At 69.9% G+C, this 16,360-nt stretch carries 13 protein-coding genes; 8 read left to right on the plus strand and 5 right to left on the minus strand.

Annotation, left to right across the window (positions count from 1 at the left end; genetic code table 11):
- Positions 1 to 111 precede the first annotated feature (111 nt).
- Positions 112 to 1,290, plus strand: coding sequence for a GNAT family N-acetyltransferase (locus GQ57_RS22415; protein WP_034199041.1), 1,179 nt, complete (start codon positions 112 to 114; stop codon positions 1,288 to 1,290).
- A 66-nt stretch (positions 1,291 to 1,356) separates the two neighbouring features.
- Here the strand turns inward: GQ57_RS22415 and GQ57_RS22420 are convergent, their stop codons facing one another.
- Positions 1,357 to 3,615: a glycoside hydrolase family 3 C-terminal domain-containing protein gene (locus GQ57_RS22420; RefSeq protein WP_034199042.1), complete on the minus strand. Its 2,259-nt coding sequence runs from the start codon at positions 3,613 to 3,615 to the stop codon at positions 1,357 to 1,359.
- Positions 3,616 to 3,766: 151 nt separating this feature from the next.
- Between GQ57_RS22420 and GQ57_RS22425 the strand changes: the two genes are divergently transcribed.
- Positions 3,767 to 4,801: a helix-turn-helix transcriptional regulator gene (locus GQ57_RS22425; protein ID WP_034199043.1), complete on the plus strand. Its 1,035-nt coding sequence runs from the start codon at positions 3,767 to 3,769 to the stop codon at positions 4,799 to 4,801.
- A 49-nt stretch (positions 4,802 to 4,850) separates the two neighbouring features.
- On the plus strand, positions 4,851 to 5,708 hold the full coding sequence (locus GQ57_RS22430) for a GIY-YIG nuclease family protein (protein WP_034199044.1): 858 nt from the start codon (positions 4,851 to 4,853) through the stop codon (positions 5,706 to 5,708).
- 54 nt (positions 5,709 to 5,762) lie between these two features.
- On the opposite strand, the gene ppa is transcribed toward GQ57_RS22430, so the two are convergent.
- Positions 5,763 to 6,290 (minus strand): inorganic diphosphatase, encoded by a 528-nt coding sequence (gene ppa / locus GQ57_RS22435; protein WP_017333852.1) that lies wholly within the window; start codon positions 6,288 to 6,290, stop codon positions 5,763 to 5,765.
- A 254-nt stretch (positions 6,291 to 6,544) separates the two neighbouring features.
- Here ppa and GQ57_RS22440 point away from each other — a divergent pair, with 254 nt between their 5' ends.
- From GQ57_RS22440 to GQ57_RS22460, 5 genes are all read left to right on the plus strand, one after another.
- The gene (locus tag GQ57_RS22440) at positions 6,545 to 7,984 is read left to right on the plus strand and encodes an aldehyde dehydrogenase family protein (RefSeq protein ID WP_034199045.1); all 1,440 of its coding nucleotides are present in this window, start codon (positions 6,545 to 6,547) and stop codon (positions 7,982 to 7,984) included.
- A 99-nt stretch (positions 7,985 to 8,083) separates the two neighbouring features.
- Positions 8,084 to 8,842 (plus strand): SDR family oxidoreductase, encoded by a 759-nt coding sequence (locus GQ57_RS22445; RefSeq protein WP_031398410.1) that lies wholly within the window; start codon positions 8,084 to 8,086, stop codon positions 8,840 to 8,842.
- A gap of 80 nt (positions 8,843 to 8,922) precedes the next feature.
- Positions 8,923 to 10,227: an MFS transporter gene (locus GQ57_RS22450; protein WP_034199046.1), complete on the plus strand. Its 1,305-nt coding sequence runs from the start codon at positions 8,923 to 8,925 to the stop codon at positions 10,225 to 10,227.
- A 209-nt stretch (positions 10,228 to 10,436) separates the two neighbouring features.
- Positions 10,437 to 10,850 carry a helix-turn-helix domain-containing protein gene (locus tag GQ57_RS22455; protein ID WP_034199047.1) on the plus strand — a complete coding sequence of 138 codons (414 nt, stop codon included), beginning with the start codon at positions 10,437 to 10,439 and terminating at the stop codon, positions 10,848 to 10,850.
- Entirely contained in the window at positions 10,847 to 12,073 is a 1,227-nt protein-coding gene (locus GQ57_RS22460) for an alpha/beta fold hydrolase (protein WP_034199048.1), read from the plus strand. Before GQ57_RS22455 ends, GQ57_RS22460 begins: the two co-directional genes overlap by 4 nt.
- A 76-nt stretch (positions 12,074 to 12,149) precedes the next feature.
- Here GQ57_RS22460 and GQ57_RS22465 read toward each other — a convergent pair whose 3' ends face one another.
- The 3 genes from GQ57_RS22465 to hemC are packed head-to-tail and all read right to left on the minus strand — an operon-like array spanning position 12,150 to position 16,314.
- Positions 12,150 to 13,337, minus strand: coding sequence for a heme biosynthesis protein HemY (locus tag GQ57_RS22465; protein WP_031398414.1), 1,188 nt, complete (start codon positions 13,335 to 13,337; stop codon positions 12,150 to 12,152).
- A gap of 2 nt (positions 13,338 to 13,339) precedes the next feature.
- Positions 13,340 to 15,310 (minus strand): fused uroporphyrinogen-III synthase HemD/membrane protein HemX, encoded by a 1,971-nt coding sequence (gene hemDX / locus GQ57_RS22470; RefSeq protein ID WP_031398415.1) that lies wholly within the window; start codon positions 15,308 to 15,310, stop codon positions 13,340 to 13,342.
- A complete protein-coding gene (hemC, locus tag GQ57_RS22475) occupies positions 15,310 to 16,314 on the minus strand; it encodes a hydroxymethylbilane synthase (protein ID WP_031398416.1) in 1,005 nt (334 codons plus the stop codon). Before hemC ends, hemDX begins: the two co-directional genes overlap by 1 nt.
- Between the last annotated feature and the right edge of the window lie 46 nt (positions 16,315 to 16,360).

A 16,360-nucleotide genomic window follows, 5' to 3' on the forward strand; every position in this document is an offset into this window, starting at 1 on the left:
CGGGATCGGCGCAGCCCGGCGGCGCGCCCTGAACGGCTGACGAAATCATCCCGGGGGCGGGGGCCGCGCAGGCCCGCGCATCCGGCGACACAGAACGGTACGGATTCACGCTTGAAACACGAACGCATCGATTATCGCACGGGCATCCTGTCGTCCCCCGCCGAGGTGCCCGCCGCCGAATGGAACGCGCTGCTCGCCGGCGACGCGCAGCCGACGCCGTTCCTGCGCCACGAATTCCTCGACGCGCTGCACGCCTCGCACTGCGCGGTCGACGCGACCGGCTGGTCGCCGCATTTCGTCACGCTGACCGACCCGCGCACGGGCCGGCTCGCGGCCGCAGCGCCCGTCTACGCGAAGCAGCATTCGTACGGCGAATACGTGTTCGACTGGGCGTGGGCCGACGCGTACCAGCGCAACGACCTGCCCTACTACCCGAAGCTGCTGTGCGCGGTGCCGTTCACGCCCGTGCAGGGCACGCGCCTCATCGCGGCCGACGACGACGCGCGCCGCCGGCTGGCCGCCACGCTGCTGGCCTTCGCCGAGCAGAGCGACGTGTCGTCGCTGCACGTGCTGTTCCCGACCGGCGACGAAGCGGCGCTCCTCGAATCGATGGGGATGATGCTGCGCGAAGGCGTCCAGTTCCACTGGGTCAACGACGGCTACCGCCACTTCGACGACTTCCTCGCCACGCTCGAGCAGAAGAAGCGCAAGAACATCCGCGCGGAGCGCCGCAAGGTGCACGATGCCGGCGTGACGTTCCGGCGCCTGACCGGCGACCGGATCACCGACGCCGACTGGCGCTTCTTCTCGCGCTGCTACCGGCAGACCTACCGCGAACACTATTCGAGCCCGTACCTGAACCTCGACTTCTTCCGCACGATCGGCGCGACGATGCCCGAGAACCTGCTGCTCGTGATCGCGGAAGCCGGCGGCCAGCCGATCGCGAGCGCGCTGGCCGTGTACCGGCGCGGCGAGCACGGCGGCGGCACGCTGTACGGCCGCTACTGGGGCGCGCTCGAACAGGTCCCGTGCCTGCATTTCGAAACGGCCTACTATCAGTTGCTCGAGTTCTGCATCGAAGCCGGGCTCGATACCTTCGAGGGCGGCGCGCAGGGCGAACACAAGCTGGCGCGCGGCTTCCTGCCGACCGTCACGCACTCCGCGCACTGGCTCGCGCACCCGGCGTTCTCGGATGCGGTCGCCCGCTTTCTCGAGCGCGAGACCGAGCACATCCACGCCTACGTCGACGAACTGCGCGAACACGATCCGTTCCGGCGCGGCACGCCATAGCCGGCACATGCGCCGGGGCGCGGCGCGCCCCGGCCCGGCCGCTCGCCTGCCGCGTCGCGGCGCCGCTCAATGCGCGGCGAGCGTCACCGTCCTCGACAGCGCCTGCGGATCGCGCGACGACGCGGCCGCCGACAACACGTAGCTGCCTGCCCCGATCCGCCACGCATGCGCATTCGCATCCCACACCGCGAAGCGTTGCGACGGCACCGCGACGCCGACCGTGCGCGCCTCGCCCGGCTGCAGCGCGACCTTGGTCCAGCCGACCAGCCGCCGCGGCGGCTCGCCGAGCGACGCGGGCAGCGACGCGTAGATCTGCACCGTCTGCGTACCGGCCCGCGCGCCCGTGTTCGTCACCGTCACGCCGACCGTCACGTTGCCGGAGGCATCGGCCTGCGCGGTCATCGCCGACAACGCATACGTCGTGTACGACAACCCGAAGCCGAACGGAAACAGCGGCTCGATCGACTTCGCATCGAACCAGCGATAGCCGTACGCGAGCCCTTCCGCATACACGGTCCGCGTGTTCGCCGGATCGATCGCTGCTTGCGGCAAGTCGGCGTCCCGCTTCGGGAACGTCAGCGGCAGGCGGCCCGACGGGTTCGCATCGCCGAACAGCAGGTCGGCGATCGCCTGCCCGCCCTGCACGCCCGGATACCATGCGTCGAGCACCCCGTGCACGTTCGCCAGCCACGGCATCAGCACCGGGCTGCCGTTCTGGAGCACGACGATCACGCGCTTCGCCTTTGCCGCGACCGCGGCAATCAGCGCGTTCTGGTCGTATTGCTGGTTGTACGGATCGGCCTTCGCATCGGGCAGCGACAGGCTCGCGAGGTCGAACCCTTCCGTCTGCCACTGCGTCGCGAACACGATCGCGACATCGGCCTGCGCGGCCGCGCTCGCGGCGGCGTTCGCGTCGGTCCCGTCCAGATAGCTGACCGCGGCGTTCGGCGCCTTCGCGCGGATCGCCGCGAGCGGCGCGGACTTGTACCAGGTCGCGCAGCCGCCGAACATCATGTCGGCCGGCTGCCGGCAGGCCGTCACCGCATTGCCGTCGATCGCCGGCACCGCGCCCGAGCCGCCGCCCGACAGCACGCCCGCGTCCGCATGCCCGCCGATCACGACGATCGACTTCAGCGCGCCGGCCGCCAGCGGCAGCACCGGCTGCGCATCGCCCGGCGCCGCCGCGTTCTTCAGCAGCACGGCGGCCTGCCGCGCGATCGCGAGCGCGTCGGCATGGCCAGCGGCTTCGTCGATCGCGCCGCCCGGCTGCGGCGGCGCGTCCATCACGCCGATGCGGATCAGCGTGCGCAGCTTGCGCTGCACCATGTCGTTCAAGCGCGCGGCCGACACGCTGCCGGCCTGCAGCGCCGCGCGCAGCTTCGTGTTGAAGAACGAGCCGAGCGGCGCGTTGCCGTCGTCGGCCGCACCCGGCTGCTCCTCGTCGAGCCCCGCCTGCACGGCCGCGACGGTCGAATGTGTCGCGCCCCAGTCCGACTGCACGACGCCCTTGAAGCCCCATTCGTTCTTCAGCACCGTCGTCAGCAGATACGGGTTCTCGCACGCATACACGCCGTTCAGCTTGTTGTACGCGCACATCACGTTGCCTGGCCGGCCTTCCTTCACGCCGATCTCGAATGCGAGCAGTTCGGCCTCGCGCATGGTCCGCTCGTCGACGACCGAGTCGATCGTCATCCGGTTGGTTTCCTGATCGTTGAACGCGAAATGCTTGATCGTCGCGATCACCTTCCGCGCCTGCGTCGCCTGCGTGCGCGCGGCGCTCAGCGTGCCCGCGAGCACCGGGTCCTCGCCCATGTATTCGAACGTGCGGCCGTTGCGCGGCTCGCGCGCGAGGTTCACGCCGCCGCCGAGCCCTTCCGCGAAGCCGAGCGCGCGCAATTCGAGCGCGATGCGCGTGCCGTAGGCGGCCGCGAGCGCCGGGTCCCAGGTCGCCGCGAGCGCGATCGGCGCCGGCAGCGCGGTCACGCGGGCGTTCTTCACGTTCACGCCGCCCGCCGAATCGACGCTGCTGACCGCCGGAATGCCGAGTCGCGGCACGCCCGGGATGTAGCTCGCACCGTTCAGCGCGCCGGCCGGAAACGGGCCGCCCAGACCGAGCGAGGGCATGCCCGTGCCATGCACGAGCTGCAGCTTTTCGTCGGTCGTCAGCTGCGCGACGAGCGTAGCCGCCCGCTGGTCGGCCGCCGCATCGAGGTCGGCCGGCGCGGCCGGGTCCGCCTGGATGTCGTTGCCGCCGCACGACGCGAGCAGTACCGTGAGCGCGCACGCGGACGCGATCGTCGAACACCGGAACAGCGAAGTTTTCATTGATCCTCCAGAATCGTTCTGTTGTACTTGTCGCCACACTCCAGCGTCCGAGTCTAAGAATCGACCGGTCACCACGCTTGACCGGCAGGAGCACGCGTTGACCTCTCGCAGCGGGTACAAACCCGAACGGCAATGACGACAGGGGGCAGACATGGAGTTGCAACAGAAATCGGTATCCGTCCGGATCTACCGCTGGCTGTGCGAAGACACGCGCGCGAACGGCGTCGATCCCGCGCCGCTTTATGCGGCGCTCGGCATCGGCCCCGCCGAGCTCGCCGACGACACGCGCCGCATCGCGGGCGACCGGCATGTCGCCGCGATGCGGCTGACGCACGACTGGCCGCTGTCATGGCACCGGCCGCCGCCGCAGGTCGCGCCGTGGCTCGTGCCGTTCCCGGAGCTCGCGGGCGTCACATGCAACGCGGCGACGCTGCGCGACGCCCTGCACGGCTACCTGCGCTATCGCGAGCTGATCGGCAACGTCGACTGGCTCTTCGCGCACGAGAACGGCGATGCGATCGCGCTCGAATACGTGAACGAAGGGGACGGCCGGCACGCCGGCAGCGCATTCGCGAACCTCGCGATCCTCGCGGCGCTCGCGCGTCTGTACGATCCGCACGTGCGTGTCGCCGACGCCGCCTTCGCCGGCCGCGCGTTCGCGCCCGCTGCCGCGCTGCGCGACACGCTCGACGCGCCGGTGTCGTTCGACGCCGCGCACAACCGCCTCGTGCTGCGCTCCGCACACTTCGACACGCCGTTCGAGCGCTACAACGCGCCGCTCGCCGGGATCCAGCGTCATGCGGCCGACACGGCGCGCGAACGCGTGCGCGCACGCTCGACGTTCGGCTCGTCGGTCGAGCAATGCGTACGCGACTGGCTGCGCACGTCCGACGACGTCGACGCGCCGACCGATACGCTGATGCAGCACGTCTGCACGCGTTTCGCGATATCGCGCTGGACGCTGCGCCGGCGGCTGCATCGCGAAGCGGTCGGCTTTCACGCGCTCGTCGCGCAGGCGCGGCTCGGCGAAGCGCGCGACCTGCTGCTCAATACGCAATTGCCGATCGGCGAGATCGGCGTGCGGGTCGGCTTCCGTTCGACGAGCGCGTTCACGCGCTTCTTCACGCGCGAACTCGGCGCGGCGCCGAGCCGCTTCCGCGACGGCCACGGCGACCGATGGCGTTGAGCCGCGTTTTTTCTGAGACACTGGCGGCTTCGCATCCCGCCGCCCTGCCATGTCCTGGTTTCTGTATCTGATCGAATGCGCCGACGACAGCGTCTACACCGGCATCACGACCGACGTTGCCGCGCGCTTCGACGAACATGCGTCGGGCAAGGGCGCGCGCTACACCCGCTCGCGCAAGCCGCGCGCGGTGCTCGCGTCGTTTCCGCTGCCCGACCGGTCGAGCGCGTCGCGCGCCGAATACTGGGTGAAACGGCTCACGCCCGCGCAAAAGCGTGAGCTGGCAGCCGGGTTGCGAACGCTGAAGTCGGTGCTGCCAGCCGAGGCGGACATCGATGCGAGCGGCGACGCGGCGGGCTCGACGGCCGACGTACGCGGGCGGAAGAAGGCGAAGGCAGCGAAAGCCGGTCGCGCGACGACGTCGGCTGATGCGGAACAGGTCGCAAAGCAGGCCGACCGGACAGGCAAGGCCGATCGTGCGGGGAAGGCCGGCAAGGGCACGAAGTCTGCGAAGTCCTTAAAGGCCGTAAAGACCACAAAGGCCGCGAAGGGCGGAACGGCACGCGACGCAACCCGGGCCGAGCCGGTCGCGGAGCGCGCGAAGGCCGATAGCGCCGCAGCGGCGAAAAAGACCGCGTCGCGTCGCTCGCGGCCCGATGGCGACGTGCCGGCCCCCGCTCCTTCGCCGAGAAAGAAAAAACCGGCCGCCGCCGGCAAGCCCGCCGCGAACGACCGCGAGGACGGCGCTCCCGCACCGGCCCGCCGCCGGCCGTCGGCCGCACAAGGCGCGTCCGATACGCCCCGCCGCGCGCCGCGCGCGAAGGACGCGACAGACCTCGCCGCCGCGCCCGCCGCCAGGACATCGCGCAGAAAAACCCCGCGCGCAAAACAAAACCGCGCGGCCTCCTGAGGAGACTCGCGCGGTTGGCGGGTCACGCGAACCGGCCGGCGGCCGGTGCGCCGCTTACTTCTTGTAGTTCGCGGCGCCGTCGGTGATTTCCTTGTGCGCGGCGTCGATGCCGGCCCAGCCCTCGACCTTCACCCACTTGCCCTTCTCGAGCGCCTTGTATTGCTCGAAGAAGTGCTTGATCTGATCCTTCAGGTACTCGGGCACGTCGTCGATCGACTTCAGGTTCGCCGTCATCGGGCAGACCTTGTCGTGCGGCACCGCGACCAGCTTCGCGTCGACGCCCGACTCGTCGGTCATCTGCAGCATGCCGAGCACGCGCGAACGCACGATCGAGCCGGCCAGCAGCGGGAACGGCGTGATCACCAGCACGTCGACCGGATCGCCGTCGCCCGACAGCGTCTGCGGGATGTAGCCGTAGTTCACCGGATAGCGCATGCCCGTGCCGATGAAGCGGTCGACGACGAGGAGGCCCAGTTCCTTGTCCGCCTCGTACTTCACCGGATCGCTTTGCGCGGGAATCTCGATGATCACGTTGAAATCTTGCGGCAGGTCCTTGCCGGCCGGAACATGATTGAAGCTCATGAGCACTCTCTGTAGGTCGATGGGAATTCGGGACAGGGCGCCGCGGCCGATGCACCGCCGCGAGCGTCCCCCAAGGGAATACGCCATTATAGCCAATCGACCGGTGGCGTCCGGATGACGATCGGCGCGATAATCGCTCCGGATGCCCGGCCGTCGAACCACCGGCGGCACCGTACGGGGCCGGCGGCGTTCGACCGCGAAGCATGGAGCCCTGGCAGGCGCTAACGCGCCAACTCGAGTCGACAGGAGCAAGCATGGAAGAGGCGAAGCACTTCATCGCGGGCGAATGGACGTTGCCCGCGCAACTGGAAACCATCGCGGTCATCGATCCGTCCGACGGCCAGCCGTTCGCCACGATCGCGCGCGGCACGGCTCCCGACATCGAGCGCGCAGTCGCCGCGGCCCGCGACGCGTTCGCGGGCGCATGGGGCGCCGCAAGCGCCGCCGAACGCGGCCGCGTGCTGATGCGGCTGTCGGCGCGCGTGACCGATTCCCTCGCGGAACTCGCCGCGATCGAGGCGCGCGACACCGGCAAGCCGCTGAAGCAGGCGCGCGCCGACGCCGCCGCGCTCGCGCGCTACTTCGAGTTCTATGCGGGCGCCGCCGACAAACTGCACGGCGAAACCCTCCCCTACCAGGCCGGCTACACCGTGCTGACAGTGCGCGAACCGCATGGCGTCACGGGCCACATCGTGCCGTGGAACTACCCGATGCAGATCTTCGGGCGCAGCGTCGGCGCGGCGCTCGCGGCCGGCAACGCATGCGTCGTCAAGCCGGCCGAGGACGCGTGCCTGTCCGTGCTGCGGGTCGCCGAACTGGCCGCCGAGGCCGGGCTGCCGGCCGGCGCGCTCAATATCGTCACCGGCTACGGCCATGAAGCCGGCGCCGCGCTCGCGCGCCATCCGGGCATCGACCACATCTCGTTCACCGGTTCGCCGGCCACCGGCAAGCTCGTCTCGCAGATGGCGGCCGAGAACCACGTGCCCGTCACACTCGAACTCGGCGGCAAGTCGCCGCAGATCGTGTTCGCCGACGCCGACCTCGAGGCGGCGCTGCCCGTGCTGGTGTCGGCGATCGTGCAGAACGGCGGGCAGACCTGCTCCGCCGGCAGCCGTGTGCTGATCGAGCGCGCGGTGTACGAGCCGCTCGTCGAGCGTCTGGCTACCGCGTTCAACGGGCTGCGCGTCGGCCCGAGCCGCGCCGACCTCGACTGCGGCCCGCTGATCAACGCGAAGCAGCAGCAGCGCGTGTGGGATTTCCTGTCCGACGCGCAGCACGACGGCATCCCGATGGCCGCGCACGGGCAGGTCGTCGCCGAGGCCCCGGAAAGCGGCTTCTACCAGGCGCCCGCGCTGTTGCGCGACGTGCCGCCGTCGCACCGGCTCGCGCAGGAGGAAGTGTTCGGCCCCGTGCTCGCCGCCATGCGTTTCGTCGACGAGGACGAAGCCGTCGCACTCGCGAACGGCACCCCTTACGGCCTCGTCGCGGGCGTCTGGACGCGTGACGGCGCACGCCAGATGCGCCTCGCGCGGCGCCTGCGCGCAGGCCAGGTGTTCATCAACAACTACGGCGCGGGCGGCGGCGTCGAACTGCCGTTCGGCGGCGTCGGCCACTCGGGCCACGGCCGCGAGAAAGGCTTCGAGGCGCTGTACGGCTTCACCGCGCTGAAGACGATCGCGATCCGGCACGGCTGAACACGCGGCAAGCGGCAAGCGGCAAGCGGCAAGCGGCCGAGCCTGACCGGCCGCGGGTCGAAGCACCACCACTCTCATATCCGGCAGAGGAGACACACCATGCGGTTGAGCGGCAAGACGGCCATCGTCACGGGCGGCGGCTCGGGTTTCGGAGAAGGCATCGCGAAGACCTACGCACGCGAAGGCGCGAACGTCGTCGTCAACGACCTGAACGGCGCGGCGGCCGAGCGCGTCGCGAGCGAGATCGCGCTCGCGGGCGGCAAGGCGATCGCGGTGGCCGGCGACGTCTCGCAGCAGGACGACTGGCGCGTACTGCTGCAGGCCGCACTCGAGGATTTCCACGCGGTGCACATCGTCGTGAACAACGCGGGCACCACGCACCGCAACAAGCCCGTGCTCGACGTGACGGAAGCCGAGTTCGACCGCGTGTACGCGGTCAACATGAAGAGCCTGTTCTGGTGCGTGCAGACCTTCGTGCCGTACTTCCGCGCCCAGGGCGGCGGCGTGTTCGTCAACGTCGCGTCGACCGCCGGCGTGCGGCCGCGCCCAGGGCTCGTCTGGTACAACAGCACGAAGGGCGCGATGATCACCGCGAGCAAGTCGCTCGCGGCCGAGCTCGGCGCCGACCGCATCCGCGTGAACTGCATCAATCCCGTGCTGGGCGAAACGGCGCTGATGACCGAGTTCATGGGCTGCGAGGACACGCCCGAGAACCGCCGCCGGTTCCTCGCGACGATCCCGCTCGGCCGCTTCTCGACGCCGCAGGACATCGCGAACGCGGCGCTTTACCTGGCGTCCGACGAGGCCGAGTTCATCACGGGCGTCTGCCTCGAAGTCGACGGCGGACGCTGCATCTAGTTGTACCGGGCCGTACCGGGCGGCACGCCGCCCCGCCTTGCTTCGCGCAAAATCAACGATAAACGAGGACAGGAGACAACATGGCAACATCGACGCAGTCGCTGCCGGGCTCGTCCGGCGCATTCGAGGAAGCAACCTACCGCAAGGTGTCGTGGCGGCTCACGCCGCTCCTGCTGCTGTGCTACGTGGTCGCGTATCTCGACCGCGTGAACGTCGGGTTCGCGAAGCTGCAGATGGCGAGCGACCTGAACCTGAGCGACACCGTCTACGGGCTCGGCGCCGGGATCTTCTTCTTCGGCTATTTCCTGTTCGAAGTCCCGAGCAACATCATCCTGCACAAGGTGGGCGCGCGCGTGTGGATCGCGCGGATCATGGCGACGTGGGGCGTGATCTCGATCCTGACGATGTTCGTCACGACGCCCGCGATGTTCTACGTGATGCGCTTCCTGCTCGGCGTCGCCGAAGCGGGTTTCTTCCCCGGCGTGATCCTCTACCTCACCTACTGGTATCCCGCGCACCGGCGCGGCCGGATGACGACGTTCTTCATGACGGCCGTCGCGTTGTCCGGCGTGATCGGCGGGCCGGTCTCGGGCTACATCCTGAAGACGTTCAACGGCGTGAGCGGCTGGCACGGCTGGCAATGGCTGTTCCTGCTCGAAGGCATTCCGTCGGTACTCGCCGGCGTGCTCGTGTTCTTCGCGCTCGACGAGCGGATCTCGAAGGCGAAGTGGCTGACCGACGACGAAAAGGCGCTGCTCATGCGCAACGTCGAAGCGGAGGAGGCAAGCAAGGAAGACCTGCCGCTCGGCACCGTGATGTCGAGCCCGCGCGTGTGGCTGATGGCGCTGATCTACTTCTCGTTCGTGATGGGGCTCTACGGCGTCGGCTTCTGGCTGCCGACGATCATCAAGGCCACCGGCGTGACCGACACGTTCACGATCGGCCTGCTGTCGGCGATTCCGTATGCGGCCGCGGTCGTCGCGATGATCCTGATCGCGCGCAGCGCGGACAAGCGCCGCGAACGCCGCTGGCACGTCGCGATCCCGGCCGCGATCGGCGCGCTCGGGCTGGTGTTGTCGGTGATCTGGGCGCATCAGACCGCGCTGGCGATGCTCGGCCTCACGCTCGCGACGATCGGCATCCTGACGACGCTGCCGCTGTTCTGGAGCCTGCCGACCGCGTTTCTCGGCGGCACGGCGGCCGCGACCGGCATCGCGATGATCAACTCGATCGGCAACCTCGCCGGCTTCCTGAGCCCGTACATGATGGGCTGGCTCAAGCAGGCGACGGGCGCCAACGATGCGGGCATGTACATGCTCGCCGCGTTCCTCGTGCTCGGCGGACTGCTCGCGCTGTCGGTGCCGAAGCGACTGGTCGACAGATGACCCGGGGCGCATGAGCGCCCCTCCACCCGCATAACGCCTCGCCGGCCGGAACCGCTCCGGTCGACGGGGCGTTTCTGTTTTCACGCACACCGCCCCGGACGAAGCGGGTTCGATACCTCGCCCGCGCGCACACCTCGATTCGCGCCGACCCCCCTATTGTTCCCTTATTTATGGAACAATAGGGAATATCCGAACACCACCGATCGATCATGTTCCGTACCGTCGACGAGTCCGCCGCACGCCTGCGCCTCCACCCGAAGACCGTCCTGCGCTTCATCCGCGAGGGCAAGCTGCGCGCGACGCGGGTCGGCCGCGCATACCGCATCCTCGACGCCGACCTCGCCGCGTTCGCGCCAACGACGCCCGCCGCGCCCGTGCCGCGCGCGGTACGCGTCACCAGCATCGTCGACATTCCGGACGCGTCGCAGTCGCTGCATCAATACCTGTCGCGGTCGCTGCCCGCGATGGCGTCGGGCCGCGCGTCCTATGCCGAACCGGTGCGCATCGACGTCGCGTTCGATCCCGCCGCGAGCCAGGTCAAGATCATCGTGGCCGCCACGCCCGCCGACACGGCCGCGCTGCTGTCGTCGCTCGAGGCGCTGCTGCGGCAAAACGCGACATGAGCGCGATCTTCAGGTCGCCGCGCCATGCGCGCGCGATTCGCGCGGCCTACGAGGCCGCGCTGTCGCACTGGCCGGTCGGGCATCGGCGCATCACGGTGCAGACGCGTCACGGCGCCACGCACGTCGTCGCGTGCGGACCGGACGATGCACCGCCGGTCGTCCTGCTTCACGGCGCACAGACCACGGCGGCCAGCTGGCAGCACCATGCGGCCGAATGGTCGAAGCACTTCCGGCTTTACGCAATCGACGCGATCGGCGAGGCGGGACCCAGCGCGCCGGCACGGCCGCCGCTCGCGAGCGACGCTTACGCGCAGTGGCTCGACGACGTGCTCGACAGCCTGCAGGTGTCGCACGCCGCGTTCGTCGGCATCTCGTTGGGCGCGCGAACCGCGCTCGATTTCGCGTTGCGGCGGCCGGCGCGCGTCACGCGGCTCGCATTGCTCTGTCCGTCGGGCATCGGCAGACAGAAGCCGCTTCTGTGGTGGGCGCTGCCGCTGCTGCTGCTCGGCGATATCGGGCGTGCCTGCGTGCGACGGCGCGTGCTCGGCCGTCTGCCGCCTGCGTCGACGCCGGCCGAACGCGACGCGATCGCGCTGATGCGCGCCGTCGATCGCGGCTGCCGGCCACGCCTCGAAGCGATTCCGCTGTTCACCGACGACGCGCTGCGCGCGCTGTCCGCCCCCGCACTGGTCATCGTCGGCGGCCGCGACGTCATGCTCGATTCGCGCGACACGCGCGATCGCCTCACGCGTCTCGTGCCGCACGCGCAGGTACGGTTTCTTCCGGATCAATACCACTTCATCCGCGGGCAGCGCGACATCGTGCTCGCGTTTCTCACGTCGACGGAGCCGCCCGCCATGCGCCACCGAATCGTCCAGGCCGCCGGCCGCCGCGTGCTGGTTCGCGATCCTGCCGCCGGCCTCGTACGGCACGAAAGCGATGCGCTCGACCTCGTCGCGCTCGCGCGCTCGCATGAAGCCGACTGGATCGCGGTCGGCGCCGACGCGTTGCACGACGACTTCTACCGGCTCGACAGCGGCCTGGCGGGCGCCGTGCTGCAGAAGCTCGCCAACTACGGCGTCCGGCTCGCCGTGGTCGGCAACGTCGAGCGCTGGCTCGCGCGCAGCGAAGCGCTGCGCGCGCTCGTGCGCGAGTCCAATCGCGGCCAGTCGGCATGGTTCGTCGCGAGCGAGGACGACCTGCTGCGCAGGCTCGGCGCATAGCGCGGCACGCGACGAACAAAAAAATGCCCCGAAGGCCGCATGGCGTTCGGGGCAGGTTGCGCGATGTCGCGCGGCGTCAGACCACGGTGATGGCGAGCGCGCTTTCGCGGTAGTGTTTCGCCGCCTTGTCGGTTTCGCCGAGATGCTCGAACAGGCGCGCGAGCGCGCGATGCGTACGCACCTTCAGCGCCTCGTTGTCGGCCAGCTTCAGCGCCGATTCGAGGAACGACTGCGCCTTGCCCCACAGTTGCTGCTGCTGGCACAGGCGGCCGAGCGCAAACAGCAGGTCGGCATCTTCCGGGTGATCCTTCTTCCACCCTTCCGCCTTCTGGATCAGCGGCAGCGCATCGGCGCCGGCCGTATCCGGATAGCGGCGCAGCAGGCGCGCGTCCCAGTTGTGCGCGAGCGCGTCCTCGACGATGCGGCGCGCTTCGTTGCGGCGCTCGAGCGGCACGAGCAGATCGGCCGCCAGATCGGCAAGACGCGGCGACTGGCGCTCGACCGGCGACAGCGACTGCCATACCTCGAGCAACGCGTCGGGGTCGTGCCGACGTTCGCGCAGCAGGTTTTCCGCGGCCTGCTGGCGCAGCCGCACGGCCGCCGCCGGATGCAGCGCCTCGCGCTTCTCGAGCGCCTTGGCGAGCTTCAGCACCTCGGCCCAGTTCTTCAGTTGCTGCTGCGCACGCAGCGCGACCTGCTGCGCGTGAATGCGCTTGCCGCCCGCCTGCAGGTCGGCCAGCGCGGCGAGCGCGCCATCGGCATCGCGCGCGTCCGCTCGCATGTCGGCGGCGGCGAGCAGCCGTGCGTCCTGCCATTCGGGCGCGTCGACCTTCGACAGCCAGTCGTCGCGGCGCGTGTACTCGTGCATCCGGTGCGCGGCGGTGGCCCCGACGAGACTCGCCGCGCCCTGGTTCGCATCGACCGACAGCGCTTCACGCGCGGCCTTCTCCGCGCGCGAGAAACGGCCCGCGTACAGGTTGGCGATGGCGTCGCGCAGCGACGCCTGCGCCTTCTCGTTGCGCGAACGCGCCCGATACGCGGCGACCCGCTGCGGCATGCGCCAGATGTTGCGCACGATGCGCAGTAGCGCGTACACGACGATGAACAGCACGACGATGGCGATCACGAACAGGTTCAGCGACACGTCGACCCGGTACGGCGGATAGACGAGCAGCACTTGCCCGGCGTCGAAACGGCCGATGGTGGCAAGTGCCGCGGCGATCGCGAACAGGATCGCGAGCCAGACGATTCCTCGAAGCGTCATCGTTACCCCCGGCTCTTGAACTGCTGAACGGCGTTCAGGCTCGTGTTCAGGTTCGGCACCGCGACCGTCAGCGACGCGCCGTCGACCTGCTTGAGCAGATCCTCGACGGTCTGCGTGTCCTTCGACGCCTGATCGAAATACTTCCCGAGCGACGCCTGCGCGGCGTGCAGGTCGGCCTTCATCGCGCCGTCGTTGCGCGCGAGCAGCGACAGCCGTGCGGTCAGCAGGCGCAGCTTCACGTTCTCGCGCACGAAGTAGCCCTGGTCGGGCGAGGCGAGCATCGCGTCCGCGTTGTCGATCCGGCGGATCTGCACGAGCCCCTTCAACTGCTGGCCGAGACCGGCCGAGAAGTCGTGCCACCACACCTTCCAGCGCGACTCGCCGGCCACGGCCGACGATGCGGCGTCGGCCGGCGCGGCCTTCGGCGCATCGTGCGGCACGACCGCCTCGCCGGACAGCGGCAGCGCGTCGATCTTCGCGATCGCGTCGTCGAGCTTGATCGCGAGGCCCGTGAGATCGGCCGCCGGTGCGGCCTTCAGCTTCTCGATGTCGAGCGCGAGCGCCTTGCGCACCGTGACGGCCTGCGCGCTCTGCGACGTGGCCAGACGCGCGTCGGCGTTCTGCAGCGCGATCAGCGCGAGCTGCGTATTGCCGGTCAGTTGAAGCTGCTGGCTCGCGCTCGACAGCATCTGGTCGACTTCCTCGAGCATCCACGCATCGCGGTTGCGCGACAGGTCCTGGTATTGCTGCTGCAGCGCCTGCTGCGCGCTCTGCGCGTCGGCGAGCTTGCCGTCGAGCTGCGCGAGCTGCGTGTCGACCTGGTGCGTGCTCGCGAGCGCCTGCTCGGTCTTCATGCGCGTCTCGGCCGTCTGTGCGTCGAGCGCCTTCTGGCGCGCGACGAACGTGCCGTCGAGCCGGTCGATCTTGCGGTTCAGCGCGTAGCCGCCGACGCCCGCCGCGCAGCCGAGCACGACGACGACGAACCACAGCACCGCACTGCCGCCGCGTCGCGCGCGCGGCTCGGGCGCGAGATAAGGAGGGCTGGACGGCGGTGCGGAGGCAGCGGCCGGCTGGGAAGCGACGCTTTTGGAATCGTTGGTATCTGTCATGCGTTTAGTCACCGGTGCGGCTGTCGCCGGTTGGACGGCCTCGTCGGCCATCGTTCGAAACGCGCGGACGATGCGCTCATCGCCCGCGCCGGTCAGCGTAATCCTATCAAAACCCAATGCGCGCGCGGTCTGCTCGATTCGCGGATGCGGCGTCACGAGCGGCGCATGCTTCAGCGCGTCGATCTCGGCGTCGTTCAGATGCGCCCGCGCGAGTTCGTGCAGGTTGCGCACGCCTTCCGAGCTCGTGACGAGCCACGCATGCGGCGCGCCGTCGAGCAACGCATGCACGCGCTCCCACGCGCCGACGCGCGGCTCGGGCACGACACGCCGGTAGGCGGCGGCGAGCGTGACGTCCGCGCCGGCTTCGCGCAGCCGCTCGGCGAGCCATTCGCGCCCGCCGTCGCCGCGCACGATCAGCACGCGCCGGCCCGCCAGCCCCTGCAGGCCGCCGAACGCGGCCTCGATGCACGCGAACAGGCTTTCCGAATCGTAGTGAGGCACGCCGCCGTCGGCCGGCGCCTGCGGCGCGATCACGCGATGCGCGGGCGCCGCGATGCCGTGCCGCGCGAGCGCCGCGACGCTGCCGGGGCCGACCACGCCGACCGGCAGCGCGTTCGGCCAGATCGCGCCGTACCGCGCGAGCGCGCGGTCGATCGCGTTCGGCGACACGAAAATCACCAGCGCGTAGTCGGCGAGCGCCGCGAACGCGGCGTCGAGCGGCGCCGGATCGTCCACCGGCGCGATGTCGATCAGCGGGAATTCGACGACCTCGCAGCCGGCCTCGGCCAGTTGCGACGCCAGCGCGTCCGACTGGCCGTCCGGACGGGTCAGGACAGCGGTGAACGCGCGCGCGCCGCCCGCCATCAGGCGTCGCCCTTGCCGGCCTGCTGCGAAGCCGCGAGCAGTGCCTGGACGATGTCGAGCGCGCCCTGCTCCTCGAGCGCGTCGGATACGGTGCGGCCGAGCGCGAGCGCATCGGCGGCGGTAACGACGGCCCCGCACGCATCGGCCGTCAGCACGCGCTTGCCGTCGGTCGTCGACACGCGGCCCGTCAGGTACAGCTCGCCCGCGCGCCACACCGCGTGCGCGGCCAGCGGCACCTCGCAGCTGCCGCCGAGCGCGCGCGACACCATCCGCTCGGCCTCGACCGCGAGCGCGGTCCGCGCGTCGTGCAGCGGTGCGAGCCACGCGGCGACGTCGTCGCGACGCGCGGCGATCTCGATGCCGAGCGCGCCCTGGCCGGCCGCGGGCGGGCTCGCCTCGACGTCGAGCAGCGCGCGGATCCGCCCGTCGAGGCCGAGGCGCTTCAGGCCGGCGGCCGCGAGGATGATCGCCGCGTAGTCGCCGCGGTCGAGCTTCGCGAGGCGCGTGTCGAGGTTGCCGCGCAGCGGCAGGACCTCGAGATGCGGATACCGCGCGCGCAGCATCGCCTCGCGGCGCAGGCTCGACGTGCCGACCACGGCGCCGGCCGGCAGCGCGTCGAGCGACGCGTAGTCGTTCGACACGAACGCGTCGCGCGGGTCTTCGCGCTCCATGATCGCGGCAAGCGCGAAGCCGTCGGGCAGCGCCATCGGCACGTCCTTCAGCGAATGCACGGCGAGATCGGCGCGGCCGTCTGCCAGCGCGTTTTCCAGCTCCTTCACGAACAGGCCCTTGCCGCCGACCTTCGACAGCGTGCGATCGAGAATCTGGTCGCCACGGGTCGTCATTCCGAGGATTTTCACGTCACAAGCTGGATATAATTTGCGCAGCGCATCACGCACATGTTCGGCTTGCCACATCGCCAGGCGGCTCTCGCGCGAAGCAATCGTCAACGTCGCGGGCGGCTGTGCCTGTTGCGGCCCGGCCGCAAGAGTCTCGGAATTCATTGCTGGAACATCGAAGGACGGGATTGAAGATCGAACAATGGTAGCA

It is taken from the genome of Burkholderia sp. MSh2 (assembly GCF_000731655.1).
Lineage (GTDB): Bacteria > Pseudomonadota > Gammaproteobacteria > Burkholderiales > Burkholderiaceae > Burkholderia > Burkholderia paludis.

Coding starts and splice junctions, on each gene's coding strand:
- GQ57_RS22430 (WP_034199044.1), top strand. CDS start 4,851: ATGTCCTGGTTTCTGTATCTGATCGAATGCGCCGACGACAGCGTCTAC.
- ppa (WP_017333852.1), bottom strand. CDS start 6,290: ATGAGCTTCAATCATGTTCCGGCCGGCAAGGACCTGCCGCAAGATTTC.
- GQ57_RS22465 (WP_031398414.1), bottom strand. CDS start 13,337: ATGACGCTTCGAGGAATCGTCTGGCTCGCGATCCTGTTCGCGATCGCC.
- GQ57_RS22445 (WP_031398410.1), top strand. CDS start 8,084: ATGCGGTTGAGCGGCAAGACGGCCATCGTCACGGGCGGCGGCTCGGGT.
- hemDX (WP_031398415.1), bottom strand. CDS start 15,310: ATGGCGGGCGGCGCGCGCGCGTTCACCGCTGTCCTGACCCGTCCGGAC.
- GQ57_RS22440 (WP_034199045.1), top strand. CDS start 6,545: ATGGAAGAGGCGAAGCACTTCATCGCGGGCGAATGGACGTTGCCCGCG.
- GQ57_RS22450 (WP_034199046.1), top strand. CDS start 8,923: ATGGCAACATCGACGCAGTCGCTGCCGGGCTCGTCCGGCGCATTCGAG.
- GQ57_RS22455 (WP_034199047.1), top strand. CDS start 10,437: ATGTTCCGTACCGTCGACGAGTCCGCCGCACGCCTGCGCCTCCACCCG.
- GQ57_RS22460 (WP_034199048.1), top strand. CDS start 10,847: ATGAGCGCGATCTTCAGGTCGCCGCGCCATGCGCGCGCGATTCGCGCG.
- GQ57_RS22420 (WP_034199042.1), bottom strand. CDS start 3,615: ATGAAAACTTCGCTGTTCCGGTGTTCGACGATCGCGTCCGCGTGCGCG.
- GQ57_RS22425 (WP_034199043.1), top strand. CDS start 3,767: ATGGAGTTGCAACAGAAATCGGTATCCGTCCGGATCTACCGCTGGCTG.
- hemC (WP_031398416.1), bottom strand. CDS start 16,314: ATGAATTCCGAGACTCTTGCGGCCGGGCCGCAACAGGCACAGCCGCCC.